Here is a 17,593-nt window from a genome sequence, read left to right as displayed (position 1 = left end):
TACATTTATAACAATTATAACAAAATAATGCTATATTTGTAAAATTGTAAAAACTATAGTTATTTTCATATATTGATAGTTAATCATTAAATATATGAAATTTAAACTACATTTAAAACATTTTTGCATCAGTATTTTATTTTAATGACTTTTGATATATGCATTCAAATGTATCACCTAAATTCTTACTTTTGGCAAAAGAGCTATATATTCCTGATAGAAAGTTATTTTTCCTAATGAAATTAAGACCGAATACATCGCAAAATCTATTGTAATAAACGCTTTGATTCTCTAAATTTATGCATTTAAGTGAATATTTAGACATAAGTATATCTAAAGATTTAGGATTAGCCTCAAATGCATGATCTGACGGCACTATAGAAAAATAGTTTTTATTGTATCTTCCGCTCAAACCATTACCATTAGGAGTTGCAAAAGCTAATATTCCATCATCTTTAAGCGAATAAATTATGCGTTCTAAAATACTTTCAAAATTGTATATATGCTCTACAACATACCAAGCAGTTATTATATCATATTCTTTTTCTTTATATTCAAAGTCAAGTAAAGAGCAGTTATGTACATTAAGATTAAGGGTGTTTATACAGTAGTTCGAGGCATATTCACTTATCTCTATACCCTCTGTTTCATATCCATATTCTTTAGCTTCTTTAAGAAAGAAACCCATTGCACTTCCTATATCAAGTACTTTTCCATTAGGTTTTATTTTCTTTATCTTTTCTAATCTTCTTTTAGCCAAAGCAGTTAAATTAGCACTGTCTTCCTCATAAGTTTTTCCGTACTGATTCTTATAATCTTCAACGAAATATTTAGAAGAATAATCTGTAAATGGAGGAAGAAAATATTTTCTAAATAGTGTATTACATTTTTGGCATTTATATAAATTGGATTCCAAATTTCTATTTTTCATTTCTATGTTTCTGCTTTTGCAAAATGGGCATTCTATATTTTTGAAATCTTTTATATTATCTATTATAGTTTTTATACGCTCCAAAGATTTATCTGTATTTATCAACTTACCTTTTTCTCTGAACTTATTTTGCATATCATTATTAAATAGAAATTCTTTTAATTTATTTATTGCAGTATCAGTATCTATGTTCTGAAAGAATCCCAAATTAAAGAAAAGCTCTTCCTGAATTCTTGCCAAATCATCATGATATTTTGTAGGAGAAAGCAAAATTACAGGTATTGAAGATTCTATGCATTCAAAGGCTGTAAGCCCGAAATAGGTTATAACCGCACTGTATGGATTTTCAAATATATCAGTTCCGAAATTCTTATATCTTATATTACTATATTCGCTTTCTTTTTCTGTATCTATCAATACAAAATTTTTATCTTCTATTTTACTTATTATTTCTATAGCTTTATTTTTTAATTCATTATTAAATCCCAAATAAAGAAGAATAGGGGCATCAGCATCATATTTTGGTTTTACATTAGAATTTAATATAGTAGCTATGAAAGGCTTTATATTTACCTCTTTGGAATTATCTATATTCGGAAGCATTTCTATAACTATATCAGCAAATGCTCTTTCATTTCCCACACTATCTATTATTATAACATTGCTTATTTTTTTTAATTCTTTTATATATTTTGAATCTACTTCTCTGCTGTCTACTATTACTAGATAAGGATTTAAATTTTCTATTTCATTGTATCTACATGTATTTATAGTATTATCTTTAAATATACTGCTATTATTATTGATAGAAGAAAATGTAAAGTTATAATATTCTTTTAATTTATTTGCTATGAACTTCATACGAGTAATATGTCCAAACCCGTATATTGTTCCTATATCTGTTATTATACATATATCCTGCATAAGTCGCACAACTATTTAAAATTTATTTATTATTCTTAATATTATATAACAAAAAAAATATTATTACAAATTAATATTTAGGGGGCGGGTGGGAGATAAGATTAAAGAACAAAACAGCATTTTTATTTATTCTATTTTATATAATTATTCATCATATCATTTATTCTATTCATAGTTTTTAAATCTTCATTGCCTTCATTATCGCTTTCATTATTTTCATTGCTTTTCAAATAAATATATGCATTATCACCATTATTATCAACTTCATCAATATTAATATTATTTTCAAGAAGCTCTTTTACTATATCTTCTTTAAGCATTAAACATGCATACATAAGCCCATTAACTCCATCATTAGTTTTGCCGTTAATATCTGCATTATGATTTATAAGAAGTTTTAATATATCTGTATTATCATGATTGCAGGCATAAATAAGCGGAGTAAATCCCTCATTATTTTTTGTATTAACATCAGCATTGTATTTTAATAATAGTTTAACAATATCAATTCTTTTATAAAATACGGCAGTAAGAAAAGCATCGAAACCTTGTTTATTTTTTATATTTAAGTTGGCATTATTTTTTAGCAGAAGCTCAGCGATTTCACTATGCCCGTAAAATGAAGCAAATATCAAAGCAGTCCAATTTTCATCGGTTTGCAAATTAATATCAGCATTATTTTTTATTAATTCTTCGGTAATATTAACTCTATTAAATATAGATGCAAGCATTAAGGCAGTAAACCCTTCATCATCTAGCTTATTTATATTGATATTTTTATTTAAGCATTCTTTTAATTTGTTTAAATCTCCGCTTTTAGCAGCATCAAAAAATTCTTTCATATTATTAAAAACCTTATTTCGATTTAATAAAAAATTAACTCATAAAATTAAATACTGTATTTTATATAAAAATTAATATTTTCAATTATATTTATATTTTTTATATATTTTTTATTGCAAAAACTTATTTTATTATTTAGAATATAAAAAAGTTTACATTAATTATGATAATTAGGGTATTTAAAAATGAAAAGATTTGCAGCATTTATAATTTTAATGATGATATTATTTTTATGTTTTTCATGTTCTAAAAAAGAAATACCGCTTCCTGATGATAAGGTAGGTGAGTTTATATTAAATCCTAATGGACAAACTCCTTTATCATTATTATACAAAATAGAAACTAATAATAATTATCCTGTTACTGTAATAACAGAAGGAAGACTAGGCGATGAAGATATAATTTTTACTTATCCTAAAAATTACGGCTCTAATTTTGCAATACATGGGCTTTATTCAGAAAATACAAATACTGTTCATATTATTAATGGTACAAATAGAATATCTACTAATATAATAGTTGATAAACTTTCTATAGACGGACTTTATATTCCAGCTACAAACAGAGTAATAAGAGATTTAAAACCTGAAGAAAATGTATATTTTTTCAATATCAATGATGAGAGTTCTATTACTAATTTAAAAGATAATAATGCAGAATTATATTTTGCAAGTCCTGTTATAAATAGAAGCTGGAAAGGACTTTTTTTAATGGGGGTAAGCAGAAAAGGTAATTTGCGTTATGTGAATTATTCTAACTTCTATCTTACTAATGAGATAGCAAAAGTTATAGATCAAGATAATGATATTGTTATATATGATACTATGGGAATTAGCGATTTACTTGGAAATGCAAAACTTGATGTTACTAAATTGAATATAGGAGTTCATCATGATGTTATAAGAAAAAAGTCTGATAGTAATTATATAATGCTTGCTAATTCCGAGTGGGGCGTTGAAGATAGAATTTGCGAAGTTGATAGTAATGGAAATTTAATAAGAGATTTATATGTCGGCGATTTGATAAAAAAGATAGTTAATAAAAATGGCGATGAGTCAGAAAAAGAGTATTTAAAAAAATTAATATTTGATGAAGACAATAAATATTACAGCATAGGAAGAAAAAAAGATTTTCCTATGGACTGGGCACATTGTAATTCTTTAGTTTATGATGAGTCTAATGATATACTTTATTTATCTGTAAGAAGTTTAGCGGTTATGGCAGTTGATTACAGCGAATGGGAGCTTATTTGGTATATGGCTGATGATACTTTAGATACTATGGAATCATACAATCCTTACGGCAGATATTTAAAAGATTTAAAATCATTCGATCCTTATAAAGTATTAGGTGATGGAAATACTGATGGTCCTAAGAGTCAGCATGCTTTATTTTTGATATCAACTAATGTAATAGGTATGTTTGATAATCAAGGCGATGAAGATATAAATCCAAATGGTTCAAGATATGTAGAATATAAAATCACTGGTTCTCATGGTTCTTGGAAGGCTGAAAAAATCTATGAATATAAAACAGAAAATAAATTATATTCTCATTATATATCAGACATAGATTTTTTAAGCAATGGAAATATGCTTCTTGATTTTGGTAATAATGCTCAGATAATGGAAGTTGATAAAGAAACAAAAGAAGTTTTTTATCATTTGAAGTTCGGAGTAAAGACTTGGGGTATTTATAGAATAGATAAAATGCCTTTATATTATTCCGATGACCATAAATATAGCGAGGATAGTTCTTTTATAAATTAAACGATTTTTATATTGCAGGAGTATTAGCGGTATGAGTGATGTATACGAAAAAATTGTTAATGAAAAATATATAGGAAAGGAAGTTAATCCTATCAATCAAAGTGATATATTTCATCTTGCTGATATTTATTCAAAAAAATTTAATTTTAAAAATAATGATAATAATATAGCATTATTAATAGTAGATACACAGAGAGATTTTATAGATCCTAAAAAAGGTTCTTTACCTGTAAAAGGTGCTTTAAAAGATATAAAAAGAATAATAAATTTTATATATTCAAATTTAGAGGATATATCAAGAATTTATGTAACTATGGATACCCATTATTATGATTCTATATTTCACCCATATATGTGGAAGAAGCATAGCGGAGAAGATGTTGATCCTTTCACTGAAGTTACATTGGATAAAATATATAATCATGAAATTATACCATTATATAAAAAAGAGCAGATACAATATTTAAAAAAGTTAGAAAAAGCTAATGCCAGAAATCTTATAATATGGCCTTATCATTGTATTCATGGTACAGATGGCTGGCTTATAGAAAAACAGCTTAATAATATGCTTTTATTTTATGAAAGATTAAGAGAAAAAAATATACATAAAATAATTAAAGGTACTGAACGTTTAACTGAAATGTATGGAGCTGTGAAACCTGAAGTTATTACTCCTGAAACTAGATTTTTTGATATGGCTTGGGTATATGAATTAAAAAATTATAAATATATATATGTTTGCGGAGAGGCAAAAGATTTTAGTCTTTATAATACATTATGTCAAATTTGTGATGTATATTCAAGCGATAAAAATATCACTAAAAAAATTAATGTTATGATAAATTGTAGCAGTAGTATATATAATACTAAAGAAATTGAAAAAAAGTATAGTAAGTTACAAAAAGATTATGGTATTAATATAATAGAAGTATAATTAAAAAAGTGCTTGTGTGGCATGTCTGTGTGCTTAGCAAGGCTAGTACCGCATATAATAAATATAAGAAAATAATTTTTGATAAAATATAGTTGTTTAGGTATATACTATCTTCTATTATATTTTATTATAAATCTGTATTCCAATTAGCAGATTGTATCATAACATCAATATCATTAAATGCTTTTGATAATTTATCAAATTCATTTTGTATATCTTTTACATTAACTAGTACTTTCATTTTTACTTCATTTTTTGCTGTTCTGAAATCTTTACTGTTCACCTCTTTCAAAATGCTTTTATAAATATCTATTTCTCTGCTTAATTTATCTCTTATATTAATAGCTTCTGATATTGATATACCTATTTCTAGTCTTGTGGTATTTTCTTTATTGCTTATTTTCATCATCAAATCGGACAATTCATTATTGGTTTCTATATATTCTTTAATTAAATCATTAGGATTTTCATTATTTTCATTATCTTCTTTTATAGCCACATTATTTTTTACTCTTTTCTTTAAATTATCTATTTTTTTGATATATTCCTCTTTTTTAATAATGCTTCTCCTAGTTTCATAAATATCTCCTATAATTATTTTGACATAAATTAATTTTGTAGTATTATATATCTATAAGGGTAAAATATGAACAGATTATTAAAAATTATAATAATATTTTCTGCATTTTTTATAAGCAGCTGTCTTAATTTTAATACAGGATCATTATCATTTAATAATAATGGTATAGATGATAAATACTATGGTACTTATGAAGGATCTGTTACAATAATAGAAAATAATAATCTCACATCTCAGGCTACTGCAAATGTAATAGTAAGCAGCGGAAGTGTAGTAACTATAAGAATTTGGGGAAGCCTTATTAATTTGCATATTCCAATATACAAAGAAAGCCTAATAAAAATATCTGATAATATGTATAAAGCTTCAGTTACATCATCTGGAATAAGATATGATCTTACCTTATCATTTAATTCTTCTATAATGAATCTATATTATGTTTCAAGCAATAATGCTATAGGTGAAGGAAATTTAACCAAGATAAGATAAAATTATTAATAAATCCCACCCTTTATATTTTATAATTTATTTTTTAAATTTTAATCTAAATTATTTTTATTATTGATTTTTAAATGTTAACGCCCGCCCAAGTTTTAATGAGATTAAAAAATATTCTACCGCACGGTGAACAGATTTTTAAATATAATAAATATTGTATTATTAATCTATTTATATTTTTTAATTTAGCTAAACGTGCGTTGTGAGATTTTTAAAAATTTAAAAAACACTTGGGTGGGTGCTATAATTTCTAATTAGGCTTTAAATATAATTAGCATTAAAATTTCATGATACGGCATCAAACTTTAAAGGGTGGGGAATGAGAATAAAATTTAATTATATTTAAAATTATTTTCTATATAGTTTTTTACTTCTATTAAATCATGAAATTTTTTGTACGCTAATTCTTTTTCATCTTCTTCAGTTAATAAAAGTAAATCAGGAATATAAAATCTTTTTTCTATATTAGCATTCTTGGCAGATAGAAGTCCGTTTTTAGAATCTTCTAATATTATTACATTATTTTTATCAGCATTAAAATAACTGCAGGCATTATTATATAGATGAGGATAAGGCTTAGGGGATTCTGCTTCATCTCCGCAAACTATATAATCAAATTCTTTTTTCAAATTAGTTTTCTCTAAATACAAATCAACTTTTTTTCTTATGCTTGAACTAGCTATAGCTTTTTTTATATTATTATCATTTAAAAACTTTATTAATTCATTGGCTCCCTTTTTTATATTGATGCCATCTTCTCTAACTATATTAAAAGATTCTTCTATTTGGCTTTTAATTATATCATAAAATAATTTTTCATTATTATTTGAAATTTCCATTATTGTGTTTTTTATTGTATTTTCATTTGATCCTAATATTTTACTGAAAAACAATTTTTCAACATCTATATTGACATTATAATTTTTAAAAGATTTTTTCCAAGCAGCCAAACTTATAGTTTCAGTATCAAGTAGCAGACCGTCCATATCGAATATTACCAAATCTAATTTATTCATATTTTATATTCCTTCAATTCTAAAAAATAAAATTATTTGATTAATTATATAATACGATTTTTTTTAATATTGTGTAGTATATACTAAAAATTTTTAATTTTGTCAAAATTAGTTTTTATATTGTTATTATTTTCAGGGGCTAGCCCCCGAACCCCCAGTTCTTTTGTTGACACAAAGAACCAAAAAGACTGCATTTTTGACATAAAATTACAGTATTATATTACATTTAACACATATTCTTAAAATATTAAGCTGTAGTATATGCGTTTTTGCGAAGCGTGCCTGTGGCAGCAACTTTTTTGAGCGACAAAAAAGTTGATAATATATTTACAAAATATAAAAATTGACAAAATGTAATTGTTTAGGTATACACTAAAAATTTTTAAGTTTGTAAATTTTTTGTTGTTCTTTTTCCCGCCGCACACCTTCCGAAGGCACGCACAGCGAGGCGGACATAGTCAAAGAACCTTATATCCTCGACAGGCTCGGATACGCTTCGCGAAAGTGCAAGTATAAAATTAGTGCTAAATCATACTAAAAAATATTTTACATGTAATATAATTTATCACGCAAAGTGTGGGCAAAGCCCCGTATATAAAAATAAAAAATTAATACTTCCAACCCTTTTTATCGCATATTTTTATAGCAGCTTCATTATTGTGTTTAGCTAAATCAATAATTCTTTGTTCGTACTCTTTTTTAGATGTATCATCTGCTAAATTATAACCTTTAATAAAATCATTATAGGCTTCATCATTGAGTCCTAAATAGGACTTGGAAATACCTTTATTATAATAAGCTATAAATTGATTATAATTTAATTCTATAGCTTTATTGAAATCTTTAATGGCCTCTTTGTATTTCTTTAAGTAGTTTTTAGCATTACCTCTATTATTATAAGCATTTCCATTATTAGGATTTAATTTTATAGCTTTATTAAAATCTTTAGTAGCTTTTTTGTATAGTCCTAATTTATTTTTAGCATTACCTCTATTATTATAAGCACTTGAATTATTAGGGTTTAATTCTATAGCTTTATTAAAGTCTTTAATAGCTTTTTCGTTGAATCCTAAATCTAATTTAGTAGTCCCTCTATTGTTATAAGCTTCTGAACAATTAGGATCTAATTCTATAGATTTGTTAAAATCTTCAATAGCTTCTTTATAGTAATTTAAATCCGCTTTAACAATACCTCTGTTATTGTAAGTGTCTTGATTATTAGGATCTAATTCTATAGATTTGTCAAAATCTTTAATAGCTTCTTTATATTGTTCTAAACTATATTTAGTGTTACCTCTATTATAATAAGTTTTTGAACTATTGGGATTTAATTCTATAGCTTTATCAAAATCTTTAATAGCTTCTTTATATTGTTCTAAATTATATTTGGCATTACCTCTGTTATTATAAGCTATGTAGTAGTTGTTTTGGTATTGAGAATATTCTTCAGAGTTTTTATCATATTCTTTCAATAAATCATCTGTCATTTCTATGATTTGATTATAATAATTTATAGCTTTATCATATTCTTTATTATTATCTGCCTGATAGGCTGAATTAAATAAATTTGATATTTCTATATTTATATTATTTTTTTCTATGAGTTTTTGGGTTTCTTCTTCTGCTTTATCTTTTATTGATTTTATTAATTGTTCGCTTTCTGTCTGTGCTTGTTCTTTTATATCTGATATCATTTGATTTGATTTTTCTTGAATTGAGTTTATGGAATCATTAAATTCTATTTTTAATTTATCTATTGAATTTAGAGCCTCGTTGTTTTTTTCATCTATTTCTTTTAAAAATTTATTTGAATTTGTTTCTAATTCAAATATTTTTCTTTGTGTTTCTGTCTCAATTTTTAATTGTAAATTTTCAATACTAAGTTCATAGTTATGAATTTTTTCTTTGTAGTTTTCAATATCTTTTTTTAGGTCATTTATATATTTAAAATTTTCCTTGCTCTCAGATAAAATATTATTATTGATAAATATTCCAGCAAATGTGAATACTATCATTATTACAGATAAAAATGCAAACCAAAAACTTAAAACATCATTTGAGTTTTTCATTATCTCTGCCATTGAGGATTCAAGCATTTTTGTATTTATATCGAAAGTTGATTTGAAATTATTTGCTATTTCTTCACTAATTATAAATTCATTATTTATTGTAATTGTATTTTCTGATTCATTAGTTGTAACAGTTTTATCTATAGTTGTATTGCTTATTATAGTTTGTATATTTAGAGAATAATTTTCTAATGCTTTATTAAATCTGCTTTCTATATTTTTAGTATGTAAAAAATATATTCCCGAAAATGCTCCAAAAGCAAGTAAAAATAATATAATCATTATGCATGTATTATTTTTATATTTATTGTTTGTATTATTAACTTCCATAAATAAACCTTAGATGATTTGCTATATTATACAGCATTATGAAAATTATTAAACAATATATAAAAGGCTAAGTATTAAAAAATTAAAAGTATATATACTGAAAATTTTTGTTTTTAGATTTCGTCAAAGCTGCCAAAAAACTTATTTAATAATATTAATCTATATTACTATGTGCTTTTGCAACTTTTGCCACGGGAAAAGTTGATGTTTTTAACTATCAACTTTTTTATGGACTTCGTCAAAGTTGCAAAAAAGACATAGGTTGGGAGTGGGAATAAATTTTTAAAAAATAAAAAGCCCCACTATATAAAATATAATGGGACTTTTTTATTTAAAAATTATTATTATATTCTTATTCTTCTATACTTAAATGTAACTCTTCCAATTGATCAGCATCAACAGTAGAAGGACATCCGCTCATCAAACATTGTCCTTTTTGAGTTTTAGGGAATGCTATAACTTCTCTTATGCTGTCTTGTTTTTGTAAAAGCATAACAACTCTATCTATACCATAAGCCATACCGCACATAGGAGGAGCACCATATTTTAAAGCATCTAGAAGGAATCCGAATCTCAATTTTGCTTTCTCTTCGTCTATGCCTAAAAGTTTGAATATTATAGCCTGTACTTTGCTGTCATAAATACGCTGACCGCCGCCGCCTATTTCATTACCATTTAATACCAAGTCATAAGTATCGCTTCTTACTTTTAAAGGCTCGCTTTCAAGTATAGCAACATCTTCAGGTACTGGGGCAGTGAATGGGTGGTGAGTAGCTGATATTCTCTTCTCTTTATGATCATATTCAAATAATGGGAACTCTACTACCCATAAGAAATTTAATTTATCTTTATCTATTAAGTTTAATTTCTCAGCAACTTTTAATCTTAAATTACCCAAAGCATCGAATGTTACTTTTGGAGTATCAGCAACGAAGAATAATAAGTCGCCTTTTTCTGCTTTAGTAACTTCTAATATTTTCTTTTGATTTTCTTCAGAGAAGAATTTAACTATGTTAGATTCAAGTCCTTTATCAGTAACTCTCATCCAAGCAAGTCCTTTAGCTCCGAATATACCAACATATTTAGTAAAGTCATCAATATCTTTTCTGCTTAATTTCTCTCCGCCTTTAGCATTCAAACATCTTATTATAAATTTGTTATCTAATGCATTTTTGAATACTGCAAAATCACATCCTCTAACAGCATCTTCAACATTGATAAGTTTTAATTCAAATCTAGTGTCTGGTTTGTCGCTTCCGTACATTTCCATAGCATCATAATAATTTAATCTAGGGAATGGAGTAGGTAAGTCAATACCATAAACATCTTTAACTATATTAGCAGTAACATTTTCCATAATAGATAAAAACTCATCAGTATTAAGGAAAGAAGTTTCAATATCAACCTGAGTAAATTCAGGCTGTCTGTCTGCTCTTAAATCCTCATCACGGAAACATTTAGCTATTTGATAGTATCTGTCGAAACCACCTATCATAAGTATTTGCTTGAATATTTGAGGAGATTGAGGCAATGCATAGAAATCTCCAGCATTTAATCTTGAAGGAACAAGGAAGTCTCTAGCACCTTCAGGAGTACTTTTATTTAATATAGGAGTTTCTACATCTATAAAACCATTATCAGATAAATGTTTTCTAAAAGCATTAGTAATTTGGAATCTTTTATATAAGTTATTGAATACAGTAGGTCTTCTTAAATCTAAATATCTGTATTTTAATCTTATATCTTCACCAGTATCAATATCATCTTCAAGTAGGAAAGGAGGAGTTTCAGAAGTATTAAGAAGCTCCATTTTTTCAACCATAACTTCAATTTCACCAGTAGGAATTTTAGGGTTAATCATTTCAGGACTTCTAGCTCTGATTTTACCTTCTACACTGATAACATATTCGCTTCTTAAATCCTGAGCGTCATTATGTGCTTCTTTGCTTATTTCAGGATTGAATACTATTTGTACGAATCCTGTTCTGTCTCTTAAATCTACGAATATTACTCCGCCATGATCTCTTCTTCTTAAAACCCAGCCGGCTAGCTTAACTTCTTTACCGATATCATCTTTTGTTAATATACCATTATAGGCACTTTTAAAACGCATGTTAATTCCTCTTTTTTAGTTGATTATTTTATTGTTTAAAATTTATTATAAAAAATAAGTTATATTTCTTTTTTGAATAAACATAATAATTATATTATAAATAGGTATAAAAATCAACAATCTAACAAAATATGTATCAATTTTTATAATAAATTATTGTATTTTATAATAAACAAACTATCTAATTTATGAGTAAAATGAATGTATATGTTTTATAATTAGCTAAAAATATGATTTCTATAACAGAAAATTAGTATCTCTAAATTATAATTGAATTGAAATTCTTTAAATATTTTTATAATCTCTTTTATAGTTTCACCTGATGCATAAACATCATCTATTAAAAGTATATTTTTGTTTTTGAGTTTATCATAATTTACTATTTCAAAAGCATCTTTAATATTTTCATTTCTTTCTTTTAGAGTTTCCAAAAATTTCTGTTCTTTTATATCTTTTTTTATTTTTATAAATTCGCATTTTTCTATATTAAATTCTTTATATATATAATCAGCAAAAAAATCCATTACACCATTATTTTTATTTGAAGGCACATAAAGTATAATGTCAAATTTTTTATTATTTGTTTTTATATAATCAGAATAATAATTTTTTATTTGTTCTGTTATCTTTATAGGAAAATCAATACTCTTTTTTTTGAATGCTCTTAATTCATCGCCAAGCTCTTTATCCAAATCTCCTAATGCTGTTATGGATATATTGTCTATACTAAATTTTTTATAAGCAGTAAAAATATTATTCATTTATTTTATCTTTTAATATAAGATACATTATGCTTGCAAAAATCCAATTTATTATTATTCCTTTATATCCAGCAATAACTCCGTTTAACCAAGTATTAATGCTTATATCAAAAATAAATGTGAGAATTACAGATGATAATCTTCCTAGTATAATGGCAAATAATGAAGTTAATATAAAAGATATATTTTTATTTTTCATTAAACTTATTACACTAGCAAATACAACTCCTTCAAATATCAAAAAATATAATGTAGGAGGCATAGGCATATTTGTGAGAAAATAATTCAAAAGCGGAGATATAAAACTAAGCATTATTAAAAATACAGGATTTAATATATAAGCTCCCAAAGACAATGCAAAAAATAAAGGAAGAAATTCAGTTCCTTTAAATCCGAAATAATGTGTTATAATAGGTGAAGCTAAACTTATGATACTTAGCAGAAACAATATGAAAATATTAACATTTATTTTTCTTAAAGATATAGTTCTCATAAAAATATCCTGATTAAATTATTTGCTTTTACTATGTATTATACTTAAATATTTATATTTGTCAAAATTTACGCACGTTAATTAGATTACAAAACATAAAAATATTTTAATTTATAATTTAAATAATAAATAAAAAGTTATTAAACGTGCGTTGAATAATGTTGAAAATTTAATAAAAACTTGGGCGGGTGTTAACATTTCAGTGTTAGTATATAAAAAATAATTAAGCAGAAATTTCTAAATTGTATTTTATAGAAAAAAGGGCGGGGTATGTAATTAAAGTTTTAAAAATTATTATTATTATTGCTAATAAAAATTGTTCGCAAGGATACTCCGACAAGTAAACTTTCCGGACGCTCACAATTTTTATAATTAGATTTACAATATTTAAAAATTATTATTTTTCATTATTGCTAAAGTAGAATTTATTAACTGCCCCCCAAGCGTTTTTTAAATTTGTAATGCATATACCGCACGTTAAGTAAAATTTAAAATATATGCTGATTAATAATTATAATTTAAATTATAATATTGAGTATGCTTACCGTGCGTTAATGAGATTAATAAAAAATTATTCAACAAAATTTATAAGTTCGCCTATATTTTCTATAGAGCAAATTATTTTATCTCCGCTTTTCATGTACTTAGGAGGATTAAAAGACATTCCTACACCTCCCGGAGTTCCTGTTGCTATTATATCGCCTGCTTCTAAAGTCATACCTTTTGATATGTCTGATACTAAATAATTTATATCATGGATCATGTATTTAGTATTAGAGGATTGTCTTACTTCATCGTTTAAAATACTTTTTATATCTAGCTTTAAAGGTAATTTAAAATCATCTTTATGAACTATGCATGGTCCCATAGCAGAGTATGAATCTAAACTTTTTCCTTTATACCACTGTGAATGTTTTTTTTGTATGTCTCTTGATGATATGTCATTGAATATGCTATATCCGAATATATAATCATTAACTTCTTCAGGCTTTATATCTTTTGCAGTTTTTCCTATGATAACAGCCAATTCAGCCTCATAGTCAAGGCATTCATCTAAATCGAATCTTGATTTTATCTTGTCCCCAAAACCAATTATTTCTATAGCTCTTTTAGAAAAATATACAGGTGCTTTAACTTCTTTAAAATCTTTCATGTCCTTTTTTATTTCGCCTAGATGATCACTGTAATTAACCCCTACACATATAATATCATGAATGGGCTTTCTTATAGGAGATAATATTTTAACATTTTCTATAGAGTATGCTCTTTCAAAATTTTCTTCAGCATATTTTAATTTATTTAGAATATCATTATTTTCATTTATCATATTTATTAATTGTATCATAGGGTTATTATTGCATTTGAAATCAGATATTATTTCATTAATAGCAATAACTTTATTTCCGTCCTTGCTTAATATACCCACAGACTCCGTATTATTCCATTCAACAAAAGATACAAATTTCATTATATAACTCCGAAAAAATATTTTTATTGATATATTAAACTTCTATATTACAGTATTTTCTAATAAAAAATTAAGATAATTTTTAAAGTTTTTTAATCAATAGTGTTTCATACATTATAGTAAATTTATAAATGTTTTTCAATATAGCTTAAATAAATAATTTATTTACTATATATAATATTCTTTGTGCTTTACGAAATAAAATTTTTACTGTATAATTTTTATAAATTTAATAGGGTGTTTTTATATGATAACAAAGAGAATAATTCCATGCTTGGATGTAAGAGACGGCAGAGTTGTAAAGGGTACTAATTTTGAAGGTTTAAAAGATGTTGATGATCCTGTAGAGCTTGCCAAATATTATAATAATTCTTTAGCTGATGAGCTTGTATTTTATGATATTACGGCTTCTTATGAGGGAAGAAAATTATTTGTAAATGTACTTGAGAAAGTGGCAAATGAAATATTTATACCTCTTACAGTTGGCGGAGGAATAAACACTATAAAAGATTTTGATATGGTTTTGAAATCCGGAGCTGATAAGGTGAGCGTAAATTCAGGAGCTATAAAGAATCCTGATTTGATAAGAGAGGCAGCTGAAAAATACGGCAATCAATGCGTGGTTCTTTCTATAGATATAAAAAGAGTTAATGGAAAATATTCTGTATTTTCTAAGGGCGGAAGGGAAGATACAGGAATCGATGCGATTGAATGGGCTGTAAAAGGTGAGAAGAATGGGGCAGGGGAGCTTGTAATAAATAGTATTGATACAGACGGTGTAAAAAACGGCTTTGATATAGAATTACTTAAAGAAATAGCTGATAATGTTTCCATACCTTTAATAGCTTCAGGCGGAGCAGGAAACTTGGAGCATTTTAAAGATGTATTTCAGGTTAAAGGTGTTGATGCTGGGCTTGCTGCTTCGATATTCCACTTTAAAGAAATAGATATAAAAGAATTAAAAGAGTATCTTCAAAAAAATAATATCAAAGTAAGGCTTTAAATTTTTTATATATTTTAATTTTTATTAACGCACGGTGAATAGGCTCTATATTTAATTTAAATTATTATTTATAATAAATTTATATATTTAATTTTACTCTTCGTGCGGTATAAAGTCTTTAAATTTGAAATCCGCTTGGGTGGGGTGCTAAAAATTCTAATTTAGTAATAAAAAAATTAAAAGTTTCTATTCTATATAAAAACTATAAGTCTTGAGGGTGGGGAGTGAAAATAGGTTTTAAAACTTAATTACACTTGCCCGCCCTTTATTATTTTATGTATTAATTTGTAGTTATAGCTTTTTTATATTTATAGCTTTAATTTGTAATTATAGCACCCGCCCTAGTATTTATTATATTTAAAAATTTATTTAACGCACGTAGAATGCATTTTTATATATTGTTTAGATTATCATTTATAATCAATTTATATTTTGAATTTTACTCTACGTGCGGTATATAAAATTGCAAGATTAATTATGAATTAATCTCATTTTCAAGCATGTTTTTCTTTTTTGTTGTTATATAAATATAGATGTACATTCCACCAGATAATAGTATAGAAACAACGTCTGCTATAGGCTGTGACCATATTATGCCATTAATTCCAAAAAATTTTGTACCGAAATATATCGCAGGTACAAATGCTATTCCCTGTCTGCATACGGATAATATCAAAGAAGGCAATGCTTTTCCTAATGCCTGAAATGTTGATATAAATACAAATTGAAATCCTATAATAGGAGCTACGGAATATGCAGCTATTAAAAATTTAGAGCCGTATTCTATAACTTCATCATTCTTTATAAATATCGCTATAAGCTCTTTTGAGAATATAAAAGCAAAAATTAAAAATATTATTCCTGATACAAAACTAAATAGGCATGAAAGTTTTATTGAAGCATTCATTCTTTTATAATTTTTTGAGGCAAAATTGTATCCTATAAAAGGCTGTACCCCTTGTCCTAATCCTATGAATACTAGAAGAACAAGCATAAATATTCTTTGTGAAACTCCAAGCCCTGCCACAACATTATCATTATATCTTGAGGCAAAGTTATTTATTAAAATATTCGCTATACTTATAAGAACATTATTCATAAACACAGGGAACCCTATTGAAAACACATTATTTAATATATCTTTTGTTAATGAAAAATCTTTGAATCTTATTGAAAGGAAACTGCTTTTTTTAGCTATATGCCAAATATAATATAATGTAGAAGAAGCATTTCCTATTATAGTGGCAAGAGCAGCACCAGCAACACCCATATTCATATATAGTATCATTATTGGATCTAATATGATATTTATTATAGTACCAAGCATCATACCTATCATGGCCTCTTTTGAAGAACCTTCAGAACGTACAATCTGCCCCAATGACATTTGACAAACTACAAATACCGCTCCGAATGCCACTATAAGCAAATAGTCTTTGGCAAATTTATAAGTATTTTGGCTTGCTCCTGATAATTTTAGTATATTATTTAAGAATAATAAAAAAACTATCATACATACAAAGCCTGTAATAACGCTCGCAAAAAAAGCGAAAGATGAAACCTGCTTCGCCTTATCATAATTCCTAGCACCTAAACTTCTAGATATGTAAGAAGCTCCGCCTATTCCGTATATAGAGCCGAATGACATAAGAACCAAATAAATAGGCATAGTCAAAGAAACAGCAGCTACCTGATTAGGATCATTAGTTTGTCCTACAAAAAAAGTATCTACCATATTATAAAATACATTAACAAGCATTCCTAGTATAGTTGGAAGTGCCAATGTTATTAATGCTTTATATACTGGATAATTTTCAAATATATCTATTTTTTTATCGTTCTGATTCATAATGTTTTCCCA

The 17,593-nt window shown here is 25.9% G+C and carries 14 protein-coding genes; 4 read left to right on the top strand and 10 right to left on the bottom strand.

Annotated features, from left to right (window positions below; genetic code table 11):
• Positions 1-136: 136 nt before the first annotated feature.
• Entirely contained in the window at positions 137-1,855 is a 1,719-nt protein-coding gene (locus tag BINT_RS14360; RefSeq protein ID WP_014489289.1) for a class I SAM-dependent methyltransferase, read from the bottom strand.
• Positions 1,856-1,986: 131 nt separating this feature from the next.
• On the bottom strand, positions 1,987-2,697 hold the full coding sequence (locus tag BINT_RS14355) for an ankyrin repeat domain-containing protein (RefSeq protein WP_014489288.1): 711 nt from the start codon (positions 2,695-2,697) through the stop codon (positions 1,987-1,989).
• Positions 2,698-2,883: 186 nt separating this feature from the next.
• On the opposite strand from BINT_RS14355, the gene BINT_RS14350 reads away from it, so the two are divergent.
• A complete protein-coding gene (locus BINT_RS14350) occupies positions 2,884-4,467 on the top strand; it encodes an aryl-sulfate sulfotransferase (protein ID WP_014489287.1) in 1,584 nt (527 codons plus the stop codon).
• 31 nt (positions 4,468-4,498) lie between these two features.
• The gene (locus tag BINT_RS14345) at positions 4,499-5,401 is read left to right on the top strand and encodes a cysteine hydrolase family protein (protein ID WP_014489286.1); all 903 of its coding nucleotides are present in this window, start codon (positions 4,499-4,501) and stop codon (positions 5,399-5,401) included.
• 127 nt (positions 5,402-5,528) lie between these two features.
• Here the strand turns inward: BINT_RS14345 and BINT_RS14340 are convergent, their stop codons facing one another.
• Positions 5,529-5,900, bottom strand: a complete 372-nt coding sequence (locus tag BINT_RS14340) for a DIP1984 family protein (RefSeq protein ID WP_014489285.1) — start codon at positions 5,898-5,900, stop codon at positions 5,529-5,531.
• A gap of 147 nt (positions 5,901-6,047) precedes the next feature.
• Here BINT_RS14340 and BINT_RS14335 point away from each other — a divergent pair, with 147 nt between their 5' ends.
• Positions 6,048-6,470, top strand: coding sequence for a hypothetical protein (locus BINT_RS14335; protein ID WP_014489284.1), 423 nt, complete (start codon positions 6,048-6,050; stop codon positions 6,468-6,470).
• Between the two features lie 341 nt (positions 6,471-6,811).
• Here BINT_RS14335 and BINT_RS14330 read toward each other — a convergent pair whose 3' ends face one another.
• The 6 genes from BINT_RS14330 to BINT_RS14305 all read right to left on the bottom strand — a co-directional run bounded on the left by BINT_RS14330 (position 6,812) and on the right by BINT_RS14305 (position 14,729).
• Positions 6,812-7,495 carry an HAD family hydrolase gene (locus BINT_RS14330; protein ID WP_014489283.1) on the bottom strand — a complete coding sequence of 228 codons (684 nt, stop codon included), beginning with the start codon at positions 7,493-7,495 and terminating at the stop codon, positions 6,812-6,814.
• 608 nt (positions 7,496-8,103) lie between these two features.
• Positions 8,104-9,894, bottom strand: coding sequence for a tetratricopeptide repeat protein (locus tag BINT_RS14480; protein WP_014489282.1), 1,791 nt, complete (start codon positions 9,892-9,894; stop codon positions 8,104-8,106).
• 352 nt (positions 9,895-10,246) lie between these two features.
• Positions 10,247-12,007, bottom strand: coding sequence for an aspartate--tRNA ligase (aspS, locus tag BINT_RS14320; RefSeq protein ID WP_014489281.1), 1,761 nt, complete (start codon positions 12,005-12,007; stop codon positions 10,247-10,249).
• Between the two features lie 218 nt (positions 12,008-12,225).
• On the bottom strand, positions 12,226-12,768 hold the full coding sequence (locus BINT_RS14315; RefSeq protein WP_014489280.1) for a ComF family protein: 543 nt from the start codon (positions 12,766-12,768) through the stop codon (positions 12,226-12,228).
• Positions 12,761-13,261, bottom strand: a complete 501-nt coding sequence (locus BINT_RS14310) for a hypothetical protein (protein WP_014489279.1) — start codon at positions 13,259-13,261, stop codon at positions 12,761-12,763. The genes BINT_RS14315 and BINT_RS14310 overlap by 8 nt, the downstream gene beginning before the upstream one ends.
• A gap of 571 nt (positions 13,262-13,832) precedes the next feature.
• Positions 13,833-14,729, bottom strand: coding sequence for a fumarylacetoacetate hydrolase family protein (locus BINT_RS14305; protein ID WP_014489278.1), 897 nt, complete (start codon positions 14,727-14,729; stop codon positions 13,833-13,835).
• 247 nt (positions 14,730-14,976) lie between these two features.
• Between BINT_RS14305 and hisF the strand changes: the two genes are divergently transcribed.
• Positions 14,977-15,732: an imidazole glycerol phosphate synthase subunit HisF gene (hisF, locus tag BINT_RS14300; protein ID WP_041177535.1), complete on the top strand. Its 756-nt coding sequence runs from the start codon at positions 14,977-14,979 to the stop codon at positions 15,730-15,732.
• Positions 15,733-16,207: 475 nt separating this feature from the next.
• Here the strand turns inward: hisF and BINT_RS14295 are convergent, their stop codons facing one another.
• Positions 16,208-17,581: an MATE family efflux transporter gene (locus BINT_RS14295; protein ID WP_014489276.1), complete on the bottom strand. Its 1,374-nt coding sequence runs from the start codon at positions 17,579-17,581 to the stop codon at positions 16,208-16,210.
• Positions 17,582-17,593: the final 12 nt, after the last annotated feature.

The organism is Brachyspira intermedia PWS/A, assembly GCF_000223215.1.
In the GTDB taxonomy this organism is placed as follows: domain Bacteria; phylum Spirochaetota; class Brachyspiria; order Brachyspirales; family Brachyspiraceae; genus Brachyspira; species Brachyspira intermedia.
This window is presented reverse-complemented; position numbering and strand designations above follow the sequence as displayed.

What these genes read in the sequence shown, in the direction of transcription:
- BINT_RS14345 (WP_014489286.1), top strand. Translation starts at nt 4,499, where the DNA reads ATGAGTGATGTATACGAAAAAATTGTTAATGAAAAATATATAGGAAAG.
- BINT_RS14480 (WP_014489282.1), bottom strand. Translation starts at nt 9,894, where the DNA reads ATGGAAGTTAATAATACAAACAATAAATATAAAAATAATACATGCATA.
- BINT_RS14305 (WP_014489278.1), bottom strand. Translation starts at nt 14,729, where the DNA reads ATGAAATTTGTATCTTTTGTTGAATGGAATAATACGGAGTCTGTGGGT.
- hisF (WP_041177535.1), top strand. Translation starts at nt 14,977, where the DNA reads ATGATAACAAAGAGAATAATTCCATGCTTGGATGTAAGAGACGGCAGA.
- aspS (WP_014489281.1), bottom strand. Translation starts at nt 12,007, where the DNA reads ATGCGTTTTAAAAGTGCCTATAATGGTATATTAACAAAAGATGATATC.
- BINT_RS14315 (WP_014489280.1), bottom strand. Translation starts at nt 12,768, where the DNA reads ATGAATAATATTTTTACTGCTTATAAAAAATTTAGTATAGACAATATA.
- BINT_RS14360 (WP_014489289.1), bottom strand. Translation starts at nt 1,855, where the DNA reads ATGCAGGATATATGTATAATAACAGATATAGGAACAATATACGGGTTT.
- BINT_RS14330 (WP_014489283.1), bottom strand. Translation starts at nt 7,495, where the DNA reads ATGAATAAATTAGATTTGGTAATATTCGATATGGACGGTCTGCTACTT.
- BINT_RS14295 (WP_014489276.1), bottom strand. Translation starts at nt 17,581, where the DNA reads ATGAATCAGAACGATAAAAAAATAGATATATTTGAAAATTATCCAGTA.
- BINT_RS14355 (WP_014489288.1), bottom strand. Translation starts at nt 2,697, where the DNA reads ATGAAAGAATTTTTTGATGCTGCTAAAAGCGGAGATTTAAACAAATTA.
- BINT_RS14335 (WP_014489284.1), top strand. Translation starts at nt 6,048, where the DNA reads ATGAACAGATTATTAAAAATTATAATAATATTTTCTGCATTTTTTATA.
- BINT_RS14350 (WP_014489287.1), top strand. Translation starts at nt 2,884, where the DNA reads ATGAAAAGATTTGCAGCATTTATAATTTTAATGATGATATTATTTTTA.
- BINT_RS14310 (WP_014489279.1), bottom strand. Translation starts at nt 13,261, where the DNA reads ATGAGAACTATATCTTTAAGAAAAATAAATGTTAATATTTTCATATTG.